This window comes from Corynebacterium lujinxingii (assembly GCF_014490555.1).
Lineage (GTDB): Bacteria > Actinomycetota > Actinomycetes > Mycobacteriales > Mycobacteriaceae > Corynebacterium > Corynebacterium lujinxingii.
The window spans coordinates 78,243-98,119 of sequence record NZ_CP061032.1 but is presented as its reverse complement, the minus strand read 5'-3'; the positions used below and the strand labels follow the sequence as shown (position 1 = coordinate 98,119).

Sequence of the window (19,877 nt, the reverse complement as noted above, 5' to 3'; positions counted from 1 at the left end):
ACTGTTACGCATGACAACCGATTACCAGCCTGCGGGGCGCACTGCCCTGCGCACGATCGCGGCCGGGCTCGCCGGTGGCGTCCTCACGCTGGTGGCGTGGTTCGTGCTCAACCGGATCTCGCTGCCGGCGTTCAACACCTCCATGGTGACTAGGTCGTTGGCCACCGGAGTGTCGTTCGTGCTGCTCGTCATCGCCGCTGTGTTGGCGGTGCTGTGGACCCGCGGGAAACGCCCGTGGATTTCCGCGGCGGTGTTGGCGTTGATTCCGGCGGGGCTGGTTGTGGCCACCCTCGGCATCCCGTTGTCCGCGACGAAGCTCTACCTCGACGGCATCCAGGTGGACCAGGGGTTCCGCACCCAGTTCCTGTCGCGCATGACCGAGAACTTCAGCCACGCCGACATGGCGTATAAGGGCCTGCCCACCTTCTACCCCATGGGCTGGTTCTGGATGGGCGGACGCCTGGCCAACATCATGGGCATGGACGGTTGGGAGGTCTACCAGCCCCACGCCCTGGCCACCCTGGCCGCGGGCGCTGCGATGCTGACCCCGATCTGGCGCCGCCTCACCGGGTCGCTTCCGGTGGCGACGGCGATCGCCGTGGTCACCACCGCGATCGTACTCACGGAGACGCCGGAGGAGCCGTACGCGGCAATCGTCGCTATGTTCTTGCCGGCCGCTGCCGTGTGGGCGTACCGGGCACTGAAGGGCTCCTGGTCCGCCACTGCGGCGCTCGCGGTGTACCTGGGCATCTCCGCGACGTTTTACACGCTGTTCACCGCCATTGGCGCGCTGACGGTCGTTGTCATCGCCGTGGTGCTCACCTTCGCCGGGGAGCGCTCACTGACCCCGCTGAAGCACCTGCTCGTGATCGGGTTCGCCTCGCTGGCTATCGCCTCAATCGCCTGGGGTCCGTACGTGTGGCGCGTGCTTACCGGCGACGAGATTTTGGAATCCACCGCGAACCACTTCCTGCCCATCGAGGGCACCTACTTCGCGTTGCCGTTCCTTTCACTGTCGCTTGTCGGCCTGCTGTGCCTGTTTGGCCTCATCGAGCTCATTGTGCGTTTCCGCGAGCCGGAGATCGCGTCGCTGGGCGCCGCACTTGCGGTGAGCTACGTGTGGGCGCTGGCCTCCATGGCGATCACGCTGTTTGGCACGTCGCTGCTCGGTTTCCGCCTCGAGGTGTTGTTCGTGCTGCTGTTTGCCACGCTCGGCATCATCGCGGTGGCTAACTTCGACCCGAAGCGCATCCAGATCAAGAACCAGACGCTGTTTACTACCGTGGTCATCGCCGTTGTCGCGGTGGCGTCGCTGCAGATGGTGCAGCACGTCGCGGTGCAAAACGAGAAGTACATCGACCAGGCGTACGCGGACACGGACGGCTACGGGGAGCGAGCCGACCGCTTCCCGCCGGATGCCGGCCGCTACTACAACGAGATTGCGGACTTCATCGAGTCGCACGGCCATATGGAAAACGAGGCCGTGGTGTTCACTGACGAGATCAACTTCATGGCCTTCCACCCATTCTTCGGATTTAACGCGTTTACCAGCCACTATGCCAACCCGCTCGGCGAGTTCGAGCAGCGCAACGGTGAGCTCGAGGAGTGGTCGCGGATCTCCTACGACGACCCGGAGAAGTTCACCGAGGCCGTGGACAACAGCCAGTGGGAGCCGCCCGCCGCCTTCATTTTCCGTGGCAGCGAGGACAGCGATTTCAAGACCCACATCGCGCACGACATTTACCCGAGTCAGCCCAACGTGCACTACGAAGGGTTGTATTTCCACCCCGACGCGTTCAAGGACGACTGGGACGTGAAGTTCATCGGCCCGTTCGCCGTCGCAGTGAGGAAGTAAGGTGTCCGACGTGAAAATTGCATCGACCCGTTTCATCGCGGCCATTACCGGCCTGATCGCGTTTGTGCTTCTGCTGCTCACCCCGTTTTTGCCGGTGAAGCAGACAGAGGCGAGCGTGTCGTGGCCGCAGAACGGCTCCGTCGCGTCCGTCAACGCGCCGCTGATCTCGTTGGCGCCGCAGGACCTCGAAGTCACCGTCCCCGCCAGCAGCGTCGGCGAGCTCCGCGACGGCCAGCAGCTGATCTTCGGCACCCTGCCGGAGTCCTCCAACAAGGCGACCGACCGCGGCTTGTTCGTCACCTCCCCCGACGGCGGCTTGGTGGTCACCTCGCTCAACGACGTGCTCTTCGAGCTCACGCCCTCGCAGGTGAAGAAGCTTGACGACGACGCCAAGCTGCACATCTCCGTCACCCACGAGGAAGCCACCGTGGACATCGAGGGCACCTCGCATTCGGAGACCACCGAGGACGACTACCGCCCGCAGGTCACGGGTATGTACACGGAGCTCGAGGACAAGCAGTCGCTTATCGACGACGGCCTGTCCGCCCACATGAACATCAACTCCCGCTTCACCTCCACCCCGACACTGCTCAAGAGCATTGCGATGTGGGGCGGGCTGATCATGGCGCTGGTGAGCCTGTGGGCGTTGCGGAAGTTGGACGGGCCGAGGGTTCGTCGTCAAGCAAAGGGGCTCACGCCGCTCGACGGGATCGTTGCCGCGGTGCTGGGCTTCTGGCACGTCTTCGGCGCGAACACGTCCGACGACGGCTTCCTGCTCACCATGGCACGCGTGGCCGCGAACACGGACTACATGGCCAACTATTACCGCTGGTACGGCGTGCCTGAGGCGCCGTTCGGCTCCCCGTTCTACGACGTGCTGTCACTGCTGTCGCAGGTGACCACGGCGTCGATGTGGATGCGCCTGCCCGCGCTGCTGGCGGCACTGGGCACGTGGTGGCTGCTCTCGCGCGAGATCCTGCCGCGGCTTGGCCCGTCGATCGCGGACCGGCGCGTGGCGCACTGGACGGCCGCCTTCGTGTTCCTCGCATTCTGGCTGCCGTACAACAACGGCACCCGCCCGGAGCCGATTATCGCGCTGGGGCTCATGGCGACCTGGGCGCTGTTCGAGCGCGCAATCGAGTCCGGCCGCCTCGCACCGGCCGCCTGGGGCACCCTGACCGCCGCGTTCACGCTGGCCTGCGGTCCGACTGGCCTGGCAGCGGTGGGCGTGTTCCTCATCTCGCTACCGGCCGTGCTGCGCATCATCGGCTCGCGACCGCAGCCGCGCATTGCCTACGTCGCACCGTTTATGGGCGCGGGCCTCGCCGTGATGGTCCCGGTGTTCCACGACCAAACCCTGGCCACCGTGCTGGAGGCCACCGCGGTGCGCTCCGAGGTCGGCCCGGCGCTGAACTGGTTCGAGGAGTGGACCCGCTACGCCACGCTTGTCGAGCAAACCGTCGACGGCTCCATGTCCCGCCGCTTCCCCATGTTCGTGCTGATCCTGTGCACCGGCCTGATCCTGTGGGCGCTGGCGAAGGGTGATAAGACCACCGCCACCACGAAACGGATGATGCTCATCCTCGGCCTGTCCACCTTCTTCCTCATGTTCACGCCGACGAAGTGGACCCACCACTTCGGCATCTACGCCGGCATCGGCGGCGCGATCGCCGCGGTCGGCGCGGTGGTGCTCTCCCGCATCGCGCTGAAGTCCGACCGCAACCGCACCTTCGCCCTGGCCGCGGTGCTGTTCCTCATGGCGCTCACGCTCGCCGGCTGGAACGCCTGGTGGTACGTCTCCTCCTTCGCCGTGCCGTGGTGGGACCGCACCGTCCAGCTCAAGGGCATCGAGGCGAACACCGTGGTGCTGGCCATCGCGCTGCTCGTCTTCGTCGTAGGCGTCGTGCAATCCATGCGCGGCCCGCGCCGCATCAGCGGCCGCTGGTCGGGTGTGATGTCCGCCCCGATCGCCGTGTTCGCGGTGCTCATGGTGGCGTTTTCCTGCCTGACGTTTGTCAAGTCCTTCGTCTCCCAGGCCCCGGCGTACTCCGTCGGCATGGGCAACGTGAAGTCCTTCGCAGGCGACGTGTGCGCCCTCGGCGGCGATGTGCTGCTCGAGGAGGACACCAACGCCTCCTTCCTCACCCCGGTCGGCGGCGTGCCGCTGGGCAAGTCCCTCGACGCCGGGGAGAGCATCGGCTTCACCCCGGACGGCGTGCCCGCCTACATCGCCTCCGACCTGGCGGATACCTCGGACCGCACCCTCGAGGACACCCAGACCGACGACGATTCCGCCGATGTGGATCCGGCTTCCGACGAGGCCCAGTCCACCTCCCGCGTGAACACCCAGGGCAACCGCCCGAAGTCCATGCGCGGCGTAAACGGCTCCACCGTGCGCCTGCCGTTCGGCCTCGACTACAACCGCGTGCCCGTCGCCGGCACCTTCGAGGACGAGCCGGAACAGTCCGCGACCTTGGAGACCACGTGGTTCGAGCTGCCTTCGCTTGACGACGACCGCCCGCTTTTGGTCACCTCCGTCGCCGGCCGCATCGCCCACCACGACATCAACGGCATCGAACAGGAAGGCACCGAGCTCAAACTCGAGTACGGCACCCGCGAAGACGGCGTAGTCCGCAAGTTGGGCGAGGTGGAGATGCTCGACCAGGGCCCGACGATGCAATGGCGCAACTTGCGCTACCCGCTCGCCGACCTTCCGGAGGAGGCCGACGTGGTGCGCCTCGTCGCCGAGGACACCTCGCTGGCGGAGCGGGACTGGTTGGCCGTCACCCCACTGCGCAACCCGCAGCTCACCCCGCTCAACGAACGTTTCGACTCGGAGACCCCGGGCCTGCTCGACTGGACCGTCGCGTTCCAGTACCCGTGCCAGCGGCCGTTCTACCACGCCAACGGCGTGACCGAGATCCCGGAGTTCCGTATCATGCCGGACGCCCCGGGCAAGGCGCAGCTCTCCGGCTTCATGGACTTCCTCGGCGGCGGCGCGCTCGCCCCGGCGGAGGCCGTGAACACCTCCTACGAGATCCCGGGCTACCTCAAGGACGACTGGCAGCGCGACTGGGGTTCTGTGGCTAAGTATGAGCCCCGCCGCAATTCCGCCGGCGAGGCGCCAGCACTTGCCCAGGTGGACACCCAGGTGACCACGCGGTCCGGCCTGTATACCCCCGGTCCGATGAAGGTGCGCAATCCTGACGAGCAGGGCTAAGATGCATTTGTCATGAAACTCAGGAATATCGTCGCCGCGTGTGTCGCCGCGCTCACCATCACCGCTGGGGCAGCGGACGCTCAGCCGATCAAAACCCTGCCCACCCAGCGGGGATGCTCCGCGCACTTCCTGGTGGCGGTGCCTGGCGGGGCGAACACCGCGGAGGGCATCCCGGACTTCGTGCCCCACGGCGGCAACGTGTTCATGACGGGTCTCTTGACCCGCATGGGCACCGCCGGCGAGATCGAGCCGCTCTGGGTGTCCTACCCCTCCACCCCGTTCGCCACTTCCGAGTACAAGAAGTCCGCCGCAGGCGGGTACAAGCGGGCCCGCGCCACCGTGGCCAAGTTGGCCAAGGCGTGCCCCGACGCCCGCTTCTCGTTCACCGGTTACTCGCTCGGCGCCGACATCGCGGCCCGGTTGACGAGCGACATCGCCCACGGCCGCGGCCCGATCCCACCGGAGCGCGTCTCCGGTGTGGCACTGTTCGCCAACCCGTACCAGGGCGACAACGGCGCGGTGCTGTCCTACGGCACCTCTCCCCTGTCGCGCGGCTCGCTCGGCCCGCTGCCGGGCGGCTACGGCAAACTCGGACCGCGCGTGCTGGAGATCTGCAACGCCGGCGACCTGGTGTGCTCCATGAACGAGGCGCACCGCGGCCTGGTCTCGCCGGCGCTGCGGACCAACATGGCCGCCGGCCGCATCCCCTTCGGCGAGTTCAACACCCTATTCCGCTCCCTGGGCCTCGGTGCGTTCTCGGTATTCAAGGGCATGGGCCGCCACGGCAGCTACACGCTGGCGCAGCAGCGCGAAGCCTCGAACTGGATCATCGAGCAGTCGCACAATTCCGTAGCATGGGGGCATGCATGACCTCTTTGAACTTGTAAACGGCGAATGGGTAGCCAACCACGAGATCCCCGCTGACCGTGGCATCGACGGGGCGTTTTACCAACTGCGCGACCAGGCGGAGGAAGACGTCCACGCGATTCTTTCCGACGGCGCCGGCCGCGGCGGCGACCTGTTCACCTCCTTCATGGATGTGGACACCATTAACGCCGCCGGCATCGACGCCCTTTCCCCGGATTTGGAGGCGTTGGAGGTCTCGAGCGTTGAGGAGTTCGTCGAAAAGCTAGGGCGCTTAGAGCGCGACGGCATCGGCGGGCCGCTGACCTACTGGGTGGAGAAGGACTCGCAGGGCGAGGACGCGGTGCCGTACCTCGTCCAGTCGGGGCTCGGGCTTCCCGATGAGGCCTACTACCACGACGAGGCCCACGCGCAGACCCTGGCCGACTACCAGAAACACGTCGCGCGGATGCTCGAGTTCCTCGACCCGAAGTACCTGCTGGGGCTCAGCCCGGAGATCGCGGCGGAACGCGTCGTCAATGTGGAAAAGGGCCTGGCCGCCTCCCATTGGGATGTGGTGAAGGCGCGCGATGCCATCGCCACCTACAACCCGACCACCCTCCAGGATCTGCCGCCGCTGGTGCAGACGCTGCTGCGCAGCTCCGGTGTTCCTGACGGCCGAGTGATCGACATGATGCCGTCGTTTACCGAGGATCTCGACGGCATGCTACGCCGCGAAACGCTAGCCGACTGGCAACTGTGGGCGGCCTGGAACATCCTGCGCTCGCGCGCCGGTGTGCTCAGCGAGGACATCGGTCGCGCCAACTTCGAGTTCTACGGAACCAAGCTCAGCGGCGCCACGCAGCAGCGCGACCGGTGGAAGCGCGGCGTCGCCCTGGCAGAATCCCTGGTCGGCGAGGACATCGGCCGCGAGTACGTCAAGCGCCACTTCCCGCCGACATCCAAGGAGAAGATGCTGGAGCTGGTGGACTACCTCATCGCGGCCTACCGCACCCGCATCGCCGACCTGGACTGGATGAGCGAGGCGACCAAGGAGCGCGCCACCGAGAAGCTCGCGCAGTTCAACGCGAAGATCGGCTACCCCAACAACTGGCGCAACTACGACGACCTCACCTTCGGCGACGACCTGATCGAAAACGTCCGCTGCGGCGCACGGTTTGAGCACGACTACCAGCTGGGCAAGATCGGCAAACCCTCCGACCGCAACGAGTGGGTGTCCAGTCCGCAGACCGTCAACGCGTTTTACAACCCGGTGGTCAACGACATCACCTTCCCCGCCGCGATCCTGCAGCCGCCGTTCTTCGATCCGGAAGCCGACGCCGCCGAGAACTTCGGCGCAATCGGTGCCGTGATCGGCCACGAGATCGGCCACGGTTTCGACGACCAGGGCTCGCGTTACGACGGCCTGGGCAACCTCAACTCCTGGTGGACCGAAGAAGACCGCACGAACTTCGATGACCTGACCTCCAAACTGGTCGGCCAGTTCAACGGCCTCGTCCCGACCGTGCTGGAAGGCACCGACACCAAGGGCGTCAACGGCGAGTTCACACTCGGCGAGAACATCGGCGATCTGGGCGGACTCGGCATCGCCGTCGTCGCCTACAAGAAGTACCTCGCTGACCACGGCCAGGAGGAAAATCGCGAAGGTTTTCAGCGCCTCTTCACCGCCTGGGCGCGGGTGTGGCGTTCCAAGACCCGCCCGGAGATGGCAGCGCAGCTGCTGGCGATCGACCCGCACTCCCCGAACGAGTTCCGCTGCAACGTCATCGCCGCGAACGTCGCAGAGTTCTACGAGGCCTTCGACGTGGAGCCGGGGTCCAAGATGTGGATCGCGCCGGAGGATCGGGTGACGATTTGGTAGACGAATACCCCCTCAACGAGCAGGGCGACCCGAACTTCAACGTCGGCGGCGTGAAACGGGACCTGCCGCCGGAGCTGCAGCTCGAGCAGTTGGTCTCCTACATCGAGGCGACCTACGACGACGGCCCGAACTACCTGGCCATGCTGCCGGACCGGATCACGCACGCCGCCATGCTCATGCTGGGCAGTGCGGTGGATCATGCGATGCCGGCGACGAAGTGGGCGGGAGACGTGGTCGTCGATAAGCATGAGCTCGGCGCGGTGCTGCGCCCGAGCGAGCCCACCGGAAAGTGGGCAGTGTCTGTCTGGGACGGGCCTGCAAATGCCAAAGAAATGGCGTGGCGCCCGGACGTGGCGGCTGTTGCAGAGTTGTCCGGCACCACGATCCTGGACGTGGACAACGTGGAGGATGCCCAGCGGGCCGTCGACCAGCTGTCCGGCGACGTCACCGCATGGATCCTGCAGGACGCGCCGGTGCCCTACGCCGCCGACTACGTGTTCACCTTCCCCACCACCCAGTCAAAACAGGGCCTGGTGCAAACCTCACACGGCTCGGGGCTGGAGGGCACCGAGTACTACGCGAAGGGGCTGATCTCCACCCCGGCAGAGATCCGGCGCCGCATCAAGGAAGTCGCCGATTACCTTCGTTGACCTGATTGATGCCCACGTTGGTGTCCACGGTGTTCTCGTAGGCCGTCCCGTACGTCAGGGCGGCCACCGCCCAGGTCTCCTTGCCGATCTCACCCCACGACACCGACCCCGTCGCACTGCCACGGTCGTCTGACCAGCCCATCTTGGAGCCCTTCACGCGATCCAGGCGCGCGGTGCCGAAACCCTGGATGAAGCCGTCGGAGGCCACCTCGGCCTGCTTCTCCATGCCAGCGAACAGGGGTTTCGCCACCGGATCCCACACGATCGACGAGATGAACGTCGCCAGATCCCGCGCCGACGTCTGCGTTCTGCCCCACGAGCCGACCCTACTGGTCTGGTCGAGGTCGAAGTCGTCTGCAATCTCGTCGATCGCGCCCGGATGCGCGCGGTCCAGCTCGCCTGCGATCGCGTCGTCGGAGGACGCGATCATCTTCTCTACCTTGTCTTTCTCCTCGTCGGTACCGTGGTAGAGCACGTAGTAGCCGAGGTAGAGCTTCGCCAGCGACAGCGCCGGCCGCGGCTCCTCCGCCTCCGGCGAAATGGACACGCGCCCGTCCGGATGCACGACCGCCAGCGCCGTGCGTTCCCGGTTATACGACGGGTCCACGTGGTACCCACTCAGGGCGATGCTTAACGACGACACCACCAACGCCGCAATCAACCTCTTCACAGCACCGAGTCCGCCTCGTTGATGTCCTCGAACTCGGGCGTTTCCACCTCGACGAGGAAGCACTGCGCCCCGTTCGGGTCCGTAATCCCGGCCATGAACCCGAACGGGCCCTCCCCCGGGCCGACCTCCACGGTGCCGCCGAGTTCCTCGACCGTCTTGCACGCGGCCGCGAGGTCCTCCACGCCGAAGTAGCTCACCCACGCCGCACCTGCGCCGACGTACATACCCAAAAACGGGGCGCCGTCCTCGAACGCCAGGAAGTAGCCGTCTTCTTCGCGGATCTCCCAATCAAACAGGTCGCCGTAGAAATCGATGGTGGCCTGGTCGGTGGTCACCAGTTCGTACCACACCGGCACACCCGGCTCACCTGCGGCGACGAAGCGCTCCTCCGGGTCCTTCAACCCGAACAGGCCACCAGAAGGGTCCTCGCACAGCGTGATCGTCTCGTCCGCACTGAGCACTTTGCCGCCGTACTTGTCCACGTCGGCGTCGCCCAAAAACGACGTCACCCAGCCGTCTGCCTGGGCCGATACCAGCCCCGCCACCGGCAGGCCCTCCTTGCGGGCGATGCCGTCGACGATCTCCCAGCCGAAGAGCTCCCGGTAGAAGTTTGTTGATTTCAGCAGGTTCGTCGTGGTCAAGTCCTGCCAGAACGGCATGCCATCTTTGCCTTCGAATGCGGGCATTACATGTTCCTCCACTTCTCCGGATCGAAATCGTCGTCGGCGGTGGCCTCGTCGAAGTAGTCGTCGTCGTCCGGTTCGCTGGACACGGTTTCGGTGAGGCCACCGACCTGGACGGTGTCGCCGTCGTCAAGCAAGTGCCCTCTGGAGGTGACCACCTCGCCGTTGACCAGCACCTCGCCGGCCGCGATCGCCTCTTTGGCGTGGCCGCCGGACTCCACCAGATTGGCCAGTTTGAGGAACTGGCCGAGTTTAATCGGCACGTCGATATGCATGTCGGCCAGTTTAAGGCAGTATGTGATTCATGCGTAGATTCTGGGCGATCGCTGCAGCCTTCCTGCTCGCGTCGTGTGCACCTGAGCCAGTCGAGCAGGCAGAGCCTGTGAAGCCTGTTGAGCCTGTTGAGCAGCCGCAGGAGTCCACCCTGACCATCCGCTCCGTCGGCGACATCCTTGTCCACTCCGACGTCTACACCGCCGCGCAGACCCCGGATGGCTTCGACTTCAACCGCATGTTCGACCAGGTCAGGCCCTATATGGAGGACGCCGACATCACCACCGCGAACATGGAGGTCCCCGTCGCCGGCCCCGAGCTCGGGCTGTCGGGCTACCCCACGTTCAACTCGCCTCCGGAGATCATCGACGCACTCCAGGGCACCGGGGTGGACATCGTCAACAACGCCACGAACCACACCATGGACCGCGGCGGGGACGGCGTGGTGGCGTCGACAAGCAATATGCGCGAGCGCGACATGCTTTACGTCGGCGGCTACGCCTCCCCCGAAGACGCCGCCACCCCACGCATCATCGAGCGAAACGGCATCAAAGTCGGCTTCCTCGCCTTCACCTACGGCACCAACGGCATCCCCATCCCCGAGCCGCACATGGCATCGCTTATCGACGACACCCTCGCCGCCCAAGTCTCCAACCTCGACAAACAGGTCGACGCGACCGTCGTGATGCTGCACATGGGCGAGGAGTACTCCCCGCTGCAAAACGCCGAGCAGGAGGCCACCGCGAAGACCGCCCTCGACGCGGGAGCCGACCTCATCTTGGGCGGCCACCCGCACGTGGTCGAGCCGTTCGCGGGGCCTGTCTGGTACTCCCACGGCAACTTCCTGCACGGCCAGTGGGAGGAAAACACCAAGGTCGGTGGCATCGGCGAGTTCACCTTCCGCAAGCGTGGCGACGAGACCACCTTCGAAGGCGCCCGCTTCATGCCCACCTTCACCGTCGGCCCGCCGACCTCCTACGACCACCACGTCATCCCGCTTGTGGAAGCGCAGGACTACCTCGACGTCGACGCCTGGATGACCGACCTGAAGGCCCGTCTCAACGTCGACGTGGTGGACTACCTGTAGCGGTTATTTAGCGGTCCGCCTGGTCGACCGGCATGATGCTCATCGTGTCGATGTTCACCCGCTTCGGCAGACTCGCCACCCACCGCACCGCCTCCGCGATGTCCTCTGCGGTCAGGTTGACGTTGCCCTCGTAGACCTTCCGAGCGCGTTCCTCGTCGCCGCTGAACCTGTTGAGCGCAAAATCAGTCTGTACCCGGCCCGGATCGATCTCGCAGACGCGGATGTTGTTTTCCGCCTCCTCCCTGCGCATCGCCCTAGTCATGCCGCGCAGGCCGTACTTCGCCGCGTTGTAGCCGGACCCGCCCTTGTACGCGTCCGTGCCCGCCACCGAACCGATGTTGATCACGAGCCCCTCCGACGCCTTGAGCTGCGGGTACAACGCTCTGGTCACCCGCATCGTGCCCATCACATTCGTCTCGAGCATCCACTCCCAGTCCGCGTCGTCCGCATCCCGCAGGTAGTCCGTCCCCTTCGCGCCGCCGGCGTTGTTGACCAGCAAGTCCACGCGCTCCAGCTCGTTGAGTTTCGCCACGCTTTCCGGATCCGTGACGTCGAGGTGGATTGCTCGGCCGCCGATCTCGTCGGCAAGCGCCTCGCACCGGTCCACGCGCCGCGCCGCGACGACGACCTCCCAACCGTCGCTCGCCAACGCACGACACGTTGCCTCGCCGATGCCTGCTGACCCGCCGGTGACTACTGCTACTTTGGTCTCGTTCATGCGCCGAAGTGTAGGCCCTCCCACAGCATCCATGCCGCAAGCAGGATAAAGATGCCGCCGGTGACCGCGTCGATCCACCTGCTGTACCGCTCGATCTTGGCCGCCATCGCCCGCACTGCCAGGGCGAACCCCGCGAACCAGATGACCCCGGTGACCACCATCATCGGCACCGCCCACCACCCCACGTGCGCGAACTGGGCGAAGATTGCGCCGAAGAAGAGGATCGCCTTCGGGTTGGACAGGTTCGTCGCCAGCCCGGTGAGGAACGGCCTGCTGGTCGCCTGGGCCTCCGGAATCTTGGTGCCGCCCGCCCGGAGCGCACCGATGCCCATCCACATCAGGTAGGCGCCACCGACAACCTGCAGTACAGACAGGATTTCCGGGAACGCCTGGATGAGCGCACTCAGCCCGGCCAGCGACGCCACAATCCACACGGTGTTGCCGGCCATAATGCCAAGCGCGCACAGGACACCGTCGCGGCGATTCTTCGCCCCCACCCGGATGATCTGGACCAGATCCGGGCCAGGACTGACGATTGCCGCCAGCCACACGCCAAGCAGAGCGATCATACTTCCTCCATTTGCCGCATGGTGATGTTCAGGCGGCCGTCGAGCAGCTGCGACGTCCCTTTCCGTGCGCCCAGCACACCGTGTTTCGCGCGTCTGGCCGGTCCACCGAACACCACGACGTCTCCAGACATCAAGAGAATATCGTGGCCGTCGATGCGAAAAATCGTGTCCTGTCCGAACGAGAGGCTGACCACAGCATTTTCGGACTTCTCTTCCGCGTCCACATGCAGCCCCATCCCCTTCCCCGGCGGATAGAAATTCACCAGCGCCGTCTCCACCTTCGGCGTTGGGCCAACGAGCGGATCGACTGCCCGCGCCCGCTCCATCGCCTCGTCCGCAATGGCCTGGAAGTTCTCCGGTACTGGCGGCACCGGAACACCGTTCACTTCCCGCAGCATGCGGTACGGGTTGGTTGCCCAAAACCAGCCGAGCGACAGCATCCACGCATCCATCTGCCCGCCGCCCACCTTCGGCTGTCGCATCGCCACCGGAGTCCCCGCTACCGAACGCGCCAATTCTCTTGCTTGGTCCACGATTTCCCGCTGACGCTTCGTCGTAAAAAACGCAGGTAGATGCACCACGCCGGGCATCACCCGGTGTGGCTTACGTGGGATCACGGTGGCGTCGAAAAGCAATTGCTCCACCTTGCGTGTCGTGGTCGTTTTATATGATTTTCATACAATAACTCAAATTGTTCGAATGTGCAAGCGTATTATTTTTTATTTTTCCTGGCCATTCCCTTGACACTCGTCCGTGTGTTCGATATTGTTATTGGCAACACCGCAAAGGGGGGACCATGACCACGGCAATCGAACCGATGTTTCGCAACCAACGCACTGACGACCCGCATGCAAGCGACGCCCAAGCGATCCGCGACATCTACTGGGGAATGTTCGGCATGTACGCGTACGAAGGCCACGTCGAAGACGACTTTGACATGATCATCGAGGAAATCCGGTGCTCCACCGGCTGGCACAAAGGATTCGTGAAAAACGCCGTCCTGGGGCACGCGGCACTGCGGGAGCTTCCGCAGACCCGAGAGCTGCAGCACCATACGCGCGTGATGGATATCGGACACATCACCGCGATGTACACCGCGATCGAAGAACTCGGCCCTAACCCTGACGACGAAGCGCTTTCGCTTATCGACGACATCCTCGCCGACACCTTCACCCCAAAACGCGACAACCAGCAAATTCCCCAACGCAAGACTGTCACGGACCGCATCCGCGCAGCGATCAAGCGGCTCAATCGTTCCCACGGCTACGACGCGGACAAACGTGACAAACGCGAACAGGAAAAGACCGACACGTTACGGATCGACGACAATTCGCACCTAGGCAAAGACAGCGCCTCCGTCGAGCTGCTCACAAATCCGCTTACTGCGCGACGAATCCGCGCCAATGTGAAGGCGGTCGCCCGGGAGCAGGGCATCGCGATGGCGGAAGCGGCCGAGAAACTGCTCACAGGTGAACTCACCGGGACCACTATCACCCCGGTGCTGAACATCTACACACCGAAGGACCGCGTGGACGACGATGCCGTGTACATCCCGGGCCTGGGCTGGACTGATGCCGAAACCACTGCTGAGTTCGAGCGGTGGCTCGCCGGCACCGAACCCGTCGAGCGCGACCTCGACGACGCCGCCGAACACACCCTCGCCGGATACGTCCCCAACGATGCGATGCGCCACGCGGTATTCGCACGGGACGGTTCGTGCGTGTACCCAAACTGCAACCGCCCGGCCGAACAGTGCCAGTTGGACCACCGCATTCCGTACGACGAAGGCGGGGAAACCACCGTGGACAACCTGTTCGCACTGTGCCAGCACCACCACAATGTGAAAACTGACCGCCGCGGGTTCTACGTACCGGACCCCGCCACCGGTGACATCGTCTGGCTCTTCCCCGACGGCACATACGAGATCTCCACCCCGGAAGGCCTGCTCCAGGAGCAAGTCACCCCGACGAACCCGCGGTGGCAGTCGAGCCTGTCCAACGTGCGCAAAAACCGTGCCCACGCGGCAGCGTTCTACGCCAAGGGTCACCGGATCCTGGACATTTTCGACGAAGACCTCGACCTCGAGAAGGCACAAACCGCAATCCGAGAACTCGAACAGGAATACAAGATGGAGTTCCCGTTCGAACCCGAAATGCCCTGGGTAGAACCACTCCCACCCGAACCGGTAGAACCGCTGTTCCCCGACCCCGAATTTGATTACCCGGACGAGAACCCGTTCCACAATCCAATCGCCACTTTCCCGCTCGAGAAAGTTAGTTAACGCAAGTAGAACTTATCCACCACGTCGTACTTCGGCCCGCCGCTGCGCCCCTTGCCCAGGTGCGACTCCAGAAGCAGCACTTCGTCGACGGCGAATTCGGGGCCGGTGTAGATGGCGAGGGCGTGGGCGTGGTCGTCGAGAAGCAATGGGTCCCTGGTGCGGGTGCCGGTGCGCGCAACGGTGAGGTGGGCGCGCTGGCGGCGGCGCGTGTCGGGGTCGAGTTGGCAGTCGGCCATGAGGTCTTTGAGGGGCGCTTTGTCGCCGCCGACGCCGATCCAGAGGGTGCGCCGATCAAAACACCCGGCGCCCCGCAGATGTAAGCGGAGAGGCCGGGTGAAGGCGGTGGCTTGGGCGAGGTGGTCGGTGACCAGCATCGCGTCGTTGGGTTGTGAGCCGTAGAACGCGACCGTGATGTGCCAGTTGTCGGGGTCGGCCCAGCGCACCTCGGTGCCGGAGAAATCCCGGATGGGTCTTAGGGCGGTGATGAGGTGTTCGCGAACATCGGCCGGTGGGACGATCGCTGCGAAGAGGCGTCTCATGGCCCACACGCTACCCTGGATTGCCATGTTCGACCTGGCGAAAATTGGTCGCGGCCTTCCGGTGTCGCGGGTGGTGGATCAGATCCCCCAGCATGGTCCCCTTGTGGTGGAGGCCCCGCCGGGTACGGGCAAGACGACGCTGATCCCGCCGGCGGTAGCCAACATCGCGGGAAAGACGCTGGTCACTGCGCCAAGGAGGGTGGCGGTGCGGTCGGCGGCAAAGCGTCTTGCGCACTTGAGTGAAAGCAGCAAGGTCGGCTACTCCATCCGGGGCGAGCACAAGGACGGCTCGGCGGTCGAGTTTGTCACGCCCGGTGTGCTGCTCAACAGGCTGCTGAAGGACCCTGGTCTGGAAGGCGTCGGCGCGGTGGTGATCGACGAGGTCCACGAGCGCCAACTGGACACCGACCTGGTGCTGGCGATGTGCATGGAGGTCGCGTTGCTTCGCGACGACCTCTACCTGGCCGCCATGTCCGCCACCCTCGACGCCAAAAAGTTCGCCGACCACATGGGCGCGCAGATCCTGTCCACAGAGGCGGTGACCCATCCGCTGGACATCACGTACGCGCCGCACGCGGACCGGATCAGGGGCACGCGGGAGTTTTACCGGCACGTGGCCGACCAGACAACAGGCGACGACAGGACCCTCGTATTCGTGCCGGGGGTGCGCGAGGTGGACCTAGTGTGCAGGTTCCTGGACGACGCCATTCCGCTGCACGGCCGCCAGTCCAGCAAGGAGCAGGACGAGGCGCTCAACGGGGAGAAGAGGGTGGTTGTGGCGACGTCGGTGGCGGAGTCGTCGATAACCGTGCCCGGGGTGCGCAAGGTTGTCGACGCCGGACTGTCGCGCGTTCCCAAACGCGACAACCGCGGCATGACGGGCCTGGTCACGGTGTCGGAGGCGAAGACGAGCGCGGACCAGCGGGCGGGGCGCGCGGGACGGCTTGGCCCCGGCGAGGTGGTGCGGGTGTTCTCGCGCGACGACTACGCCAACTTTCAGCCCGACATCACTCCGGAGATCCTCACCGCCGACCTGACCGGGGCGCTTTTGACCATGAAGGCGTGGGGCTCGCCCGACCTGCCGCTGCTGGACCAGCCCGCCAACACCGACGAGGCGGAAGCGAACCTCGAGGCAATCGGCGCCTTGAACAATGGCACAATCACGGACTTCGGCAAGAAGTTGGCCACCCTCCCCCTCGACCCGCGGCTCGGCGCCGCGCTGCTGGAGTTCGGGTCCCAGGCCGCGGGCACGATCGCGCGGCTCGCGGGAGAGGCGGACGCGAAACGGCTGCGGCGGCTGGTCCCCGATAAGGGGCCCGCGGATCCGGGTGAGGTGATTGCGGCGGCGTTTCCTCAGTGGATCGCCAAGAACGTCGGCGAGGGCGAGTACCTGCTCGCCTCCGGCACGCGCGCGAAGTACAACTCCAACCACGAGTGGATCGCGGCGGCGGAACTGCAGCGCACGGCGCACAGCGTGATCATCCGCGACGCCGAACCGATTGCGTTTCCCCAGCACAGGGTGGTGGAACACAAGAGGGCGATGCTTGTCGACGACAAAGTGCGCGGCCGGCTTATCACCTCCATCGGCGCCATCGAGCTCTCCTCCACCCCGATCAAACTGGACCCTGACGAAGCGGCGGAGGCGCTCACGCACCTGAAGTTCGAGGACTTCCCGCTGACCGACAAGGAGCGGCACCTCAAAGAGCGGCTGGACTTCCTGCGGGATGCGCTGGGGTGGCCGGATGTGGTCCAGGGGGATTATTCGGTGGAGGTTGCGGAGGTGGCGAGGGGGTCGTCGATAAGCAATTGCGACATGCGGGCCGCCATGCTGCGGCAATTGGACTGGAAGCAGGTCGCGGAGTTAGACCAGATTGCGCCGAAGGAGTACCAGTACGACACGGGGCGGCCGGTGAAACGGGTGAAGCTGCAGCACATGTTTGGCAAGCAAGGCCAAACGGTGGCGGGCGTGAAGGTGCTGTACCACCTGCTCTCGCCTGCGGGAAGGCCGCTCGCGGTGACGGACGACTTGGACAGTTTCTGGGCGGGGCCGTACCAGCAGGTGCGCAAGGAGATGCGGGGACGCTACCCCAAGCACGCGTGGCCGGAGGACCCTACTTCACACACTGGGAAATGATGGTGCCCGCACCCGCAAGGCCTGCGGCGGCGAGGATGGCGGCGATGCCCATGTCCACGTTGCGGGCGTTGAGATCACGCAGCTGCAGGTCAACGCCGACGGCCGGGAGGAACGGCAGGGTGTCCACTACCAGGTTGAGGTGGCTCTGACGCGCCACCAACGGCAGGCTCAGCTGGGAGGCGAAGCCGAGCGGCAGCAGCACCAGCAGCGGCAGGCCTACACCCAAAGCGGTGGCGGAGCACTTCTGGGACACCTCGGGGGCGTACTCGACAAACGCGTCGATGATCGCGCCCTCCTGGGAGGCGGCCATGGCAGCATCGGTGCCGACGGTGACGCGCACCGGGAAGATCTGGACGGACTCGTCGGCGAAGATCGCCTTGACCGGCCACTCGTACACGCCGGGAGTGATGTCCTCCCCCGGCGCGAGGCGGATGGTGCCGTCCACGCCGAGCATTGCCCACGGGGGCATGTATTCGGCTTCGTACCAGGCCTCGCCAAGCGGCAGGGGCGCCTGGATGGTCGCCGTCAGGCCCGGGACGACGGTGGCCGGCTCGTACCCGTCCTCAGCGTGAGCAGGCGAAACGGACGCGCATGAAAGTGCGAGTGCACACGTCAACGCGACGATTTTCTTGCGCATCCGTCACCTCCCTCAGTTGTAAATGTTTTAAACGGTCAATTGTGCTTGATGATTGTAGTAGACAACTGCTGATGTAGTGTTATTGCCCATGTCAACGCGCACAGTTTCAGTCTGGACGCTGGTCTCCCTCATCATTGGTTCGACCATTGGGTCCGGCATTTTCGCGCTGCCGCAAAACATCGGCTCCGTTGCGAGCCCCGGCGCGATGCTCACAGGTTGGGCCATCGCCGGTGTCGGCATGCTCTCCGTAGCGTTCGTGTTCCAGATCTTGGCTGTGCGCAAACCCCACCTGGACTCCGGCGTGTACTCGTACGTGCGCGCGGGCCTCGGCGACTTCATCGGCTTCACCTCGGGGTGGGGCTACTGGCTCGGCTCAGTGATGGCGCAGGTGGGCTACGCCACCTTGTTCTTCAGCACCCTGGGCTACTACGTGCCGGCGTTTTCCAACCGCTGGGTGCTTGCCATTGCTGTGTCCGCTATGAGCTGGCTGATCTTCTGGGGGCTGACCCGGGGGCTGCGCCAGGCGGCGGTAATGAACGTGGTCACCACCGTGGCCAAACTCGTGCCCATCCTGGCGTTCATTGTGCTGGTGGCGTTTTTAGGCTTCTCCTGGGACCGCTTCACCACCGACTTCTGGGGCGACGGCAGCATTCCGTTCGGCACCCAGTTGAAGGGCATCATGCTCTACACGGTGTGGGTGTTCATCGGTATCGAGGGCGCGTCGGTGTACTCCAAGCAGGCGCGCGAGCGCTCTGACGTGGGCAAGGCCACCATCATCGGCTTCCTGTCGGTGCTGGGCCTCCTCGTCGCGGTGTCTACGCTGTCCTACGGCGTGCTCAGCCAGGAGGAACTCGCGGCGCTGCCGGATAACTCGATGGGCGCGGTGCTCGAGGCGGTCGTGGGGCCGTGGGGTGGCGTGCTCGTTTCCATCGGTCTGTGCCTGTCTGTGCTGGGCGCGTACGTCTCCTGGCAGATGCTGTGCGCCGAGCCGATCGTGCTCATGGCCCGCGACGGCCTGTTGCCAAAGCGCTTGTCGACGACCAAAAACGCCCAGCTGCTGTCCACCATCGTCATCCAGCTGTTCGTGGTGCTGTTCTTCGTCTCCGAGGCGTCCTACAACGGCATGGTGCAGCTGGCGACGATCATGTACCTGCTGCCGTACATCTTCTCCTCGATCTACCTGGTGCTCATCGCCCGCGACAACCACGTCCACCTCGTCGTGGGCTTGATCGCGTCGGTGTACTCGCTGTGGCTGATCTACGCCGCGGACCCGGTGTACGTGCTGCTGGGGGCTTTGGCGGTGTTGCCGGGCGTGGTGCCGTACGTGTGGACGCGCAGGGCCAACAACGAGAAGGTGTTTAACACCTTCGAGTGGTTCATCGTGGCCATTGTGGTCGTCGGCGCGGTGGTTGCTGTGGTCGGTTTGGCCAACGGCTCACTGGTCTTGGAGTAACTTCGCGCACAGCACCACCACCAGCACGAGCAGGGCGATGCGGACCAGTTTCGTGCCAATCTGCGCGCCGACCACATTCGCGAGTGCAAGCGTGATCGCCATGTAACCGCCGAACCCGAACACCAACAGCGCCCCGAGGTTGGTCGCGGTGTTGACCACCTTCGCCATCGCCGCGGACTGCAAAAACTGCTGCGAGAACGTACGCGCCGATCACCGCCACCGCCACACATCCGAGAGCAATTCTTAGCGACGACACCCTCCTTTCCCCCACCGTGCCAAACGACGGCTTCAACGCCACGAACACGCCCACGCAGAGCAGGAGGGTGATGGGGTTGGCGTGTTGTTCGTCGATAAGCGACACCCGAGGTCAGCGCCGCAAAAAT

18 protein-coding genes are annotated in these 19,877 nt (G+C 64.9%); 9 read left to right on the top strand and 9 right to left on the bottom strand.

The window, feature by feature from the left end:
- Window positions 1-10 precede the first annotated feature (10 nt).
- The 5 genes from IAU68_RS00410 to IAU68_RS00390 are packed head-to-tail and all read left to right on the top strand — an operon-like array spanning window position 11 to window position 8,450.
- Complete coding sequence (locus IAU68_RS00410) at window positions 11-1,855, top strand: arabinofuranosyltransferase (RefSeq protein WP_171193132.1); 1,845 nt, start codon at window positions 11-13, stop codon at window positions 1,853-1,855.
- 10 nt (window positions 1,856-1,865) lie between these two features.
- Window positions 1,866-5,075 carry an arabinosyltransferase domain-containing protein gene (locus IAU68_RS00405; protein ID WP_328700695.1) on the top strand — a complete coding sequence of 1,070 codons (3,210 nt, stop codon included), beginning with the start codon at window positions 1,866-1,868 and terminating at the stop codon, window positions 5,073-5,075.
- Between the two features lie 12 nt (window positions 5,076-5,087).
- Window positions 5,088-5,945 (top strand): cutinase family protein, encoded by an 858-nt coding sequence (locus IAU68_RS00400; RefSeq protein ID WP_171193130.1) that lies wholly within the window; start codon window positions 5,088-5,090, stop codon window positions 5,943-5,945.
- On the top strand, window positions 5,938-7,800 hold the full coding sequence (locus tag IAU68_RS00395) for a M13 family metallopeptidase (RefSeq protein ID WP_171193129.1): 1,863 nt from the start codon (window positions 5,938-5,940) through the stop codon (window positions 7,798-7,800). Before IAU68_RS00400 ends, IAU68_RS00395 begins: the two co-directional genes overlap by 8 nt.
- Window positions 7,794-8,450, top strand: coding sequence for a hypothetical protein (locus IAU68_RS00390; protein WP_171193128.1), 657 nt, complete (start codon window positions 7,794-7,796; stop codon window positions 8,448-8,450). The genes IAU68_RS00395 and IAU68_RS00390 overlap by 7 nt, the downstream gene beginning before the upstream one ends.
- Here IAU68_RS00390 and IAU68_RS00385 read toward each other — a convergent pair.
- The 3 genes from IAU68_RS00385 to IAU68_RS00375 are packed head-to-tail and all read right to left on the bottom strand — an operon-like array spanning window position 8,422 to window position 10,078.
- Window positions 8,422-9,120, bottom strand: coding sequence for a hypothetical protein (locus IAU68_RS00385; protein ID WP_171193127.1), 699 nt, complete (start codon window positions 9,118-9,120; stop codon window positions 8,422-8,424). The two genes, IAU68_RS00390 and IAU68_RS00385, sit on opposite strands and share 29 nt — an antisense overlap.
- Window positions 9,117-9,806: a VOC family protein gene (locus tag IAU68_RS00380; protein WP_171193126.1), complete on the bottom strand. Its 690-nt coding sequence runs from the start codon at window positions 9,804-9,806 to the stop codon at window positions 9,117-9,119. The genes IAU68_RS00385 and IAU68_RS00380 overlap by 4 nt, the downstream gene beginning before the upstream one ends.
- A complete protein-coding gene (locus IAU68_RS00375) occupies window positions 9,806-10,078 on the bottom strand; it encodes an RNA-binding S4 domain-containing protein (RefSeq protein WP_171193125.1) in 273 nt (90 codons plus the stop codon). Before IAU68_RS00375 ends, IAU68_RS00380 begins: the two co-directional genes overlap by 1 nt.
- A 29-nt stretch (window positions 10,079-10,107) precedes the next feature.
- Between IAU68_RS00375 and IAU68_RS00370 the strand changes: the two genes are divergently transcribed.
- Entirely contained in the window at window positions 10,108-11,163 is a 1,056-nt protein-coding gene (locus tag IAU68_RS00370) for a CapA family protein (protein WP_171193124.1), read from the top strand.
- A gap of 7 nt (window positions 11,164-11,170) precedes the next feature.
- Here IAU68_RS00370 and IAU68_RS00365 read toward each other — a convergent pair whose 3' ends face one another.
- From IAU68_RS00365 to IAU68_RS00355, 3 genes are read right to left on the bottom strand one after another with little or no spacing between them, the layout of a single operon-like run.
- Window positions 11,171-11,881, bottom strand: a complete 711-nt coding sequence (locus tag IAU68_RS00365; protein WP_171193123.1) for an SDR family oxidoreductase — start codon at window positions 11,879-11,881, stop codon at window positions 11,171-11,173.
- Complete coding sequence (locus tag IAU68_RS00360) at window positions 11,878-12,450, bottom strand: LysE family translocator (RefSeq protein WP_171193122.1); 573 nt, start codon at window positions 12,448-12,450, stop codon at window positions 11,878-11,880. Before IAU68_RS00360 ends, IAU68_RS00365 begins: the two co-directional genes overlap by 4 nt.
- Window positions 12,447-13,094 (bottom strand): alpha-ketoglutarate-dependent dioxygenase AlkB, encoded by a 648-nt coding sequence (locus tag IAU68_RS00355; RefSeq protein WP_407928716.1) that lies wholly within the window; start codon window positions 13,092-13,094, stop codon window positions 12,447-12,449. Before IAU68_RS00355 ends, IAU68_RS00360 begins: the two co-directional genes overlap by 4 nt.
- Window positions 13,095-13,246: 152 nt before the next feature.
- On the opposite strand from IAU68_RS00355, the gene IAU68_RS00350 reads away from it, so the two are divergent.
- Entirely contained in the window at window positions 13,247-14,731 is a 1,485-nt protein-coding gene (locus tag IAU68_RS00350) for an HNH endonuclease signature motif containing protein (protein WP_171193120.1), read from the top strand.
- Here the strand turns inward: IAU68_RS00350 and thpR are convergent.
- Window positions 14,728-15,270: an RNA 2',3'-cyclic phosphodiesterase gene (gene thpR / locus IAU68_RS00345; RefSeq protein ID WP_171193119.1), complete on the bottom strand. Its 543-nt coding sequence runs from the start codon at window positions 15,268-15,270 to the stop codon at window positions 14,728-14,730. The genes IAU68_RS00350 and thpR overlap by 4 nt on opposite strands.
- A gap of 25 nt (window positions 15,271-15,295) precedes the next feature.
- On the opposite strand from thpR, the gene IAU68_RS00340 reads away from it, so the two are divergent.
- On the top strand, window positions 15,296-17,404 hold the full coding sequence (locus tag IAU68_RS00340; RefSeq protein ID WP_171193327.1) for an ATP-dependent RNA helicase: 2,109 nt from the start codon (window positions 15,296-15,298) through the stop codon (window positions 17,402-17,404).
- Here IAU68_RS00340 and IAU68_RS00335 read toward each other — a convergent pair.
- A complete protein-coding gene (locus tag IAU68_RS00335; RefSeq protein WP_171193118.1) occupies window positions 17,382-18,041 on the bottom strand; it encodes a Rib/alpha-like domain-containing protein in 660 nt (219 codons plus the stop codon). The genes IAU68_RS00340 and IAU68_RS00335 overlap by 23 nt on opposite strands.
- Window positions 18,042-18,129: 88 nt before the next feature.
- Between IAU68_RS00335 and IAU68_RS00330 the strand changes: the two genes are divergently transcribed.
- A complete protein-coding gene (locus IAU68_RS00330) occupies window positions 18,130-19,494 on the top strand; it encodes a basic amino acid/polyamine antiporter (RefSeq protein ID WP_171193117.1) in 1,365 nt (454 codons plus the stop codon).
- Here the strand turns inward: IAU68_RS00330 and IAU68_RS11570 are convergent.
- Window positions 19,477-19,662, bottom strand: coding sequence for a hypothetical protein (locus tag IAU68_RS11570; RefSeq protein ID WP_186337541.1), 186 nt, complete (start codon window positions 19,660-19,662; stop codon window positions 19,477-19,479). The genes IAU68_RS00330 and IAU68_RS11570 overlap by 18 nt on opposite strands.
- Between the last annotated feature and the right edge of the window lie 215 nt (window positions 19,663-19,877).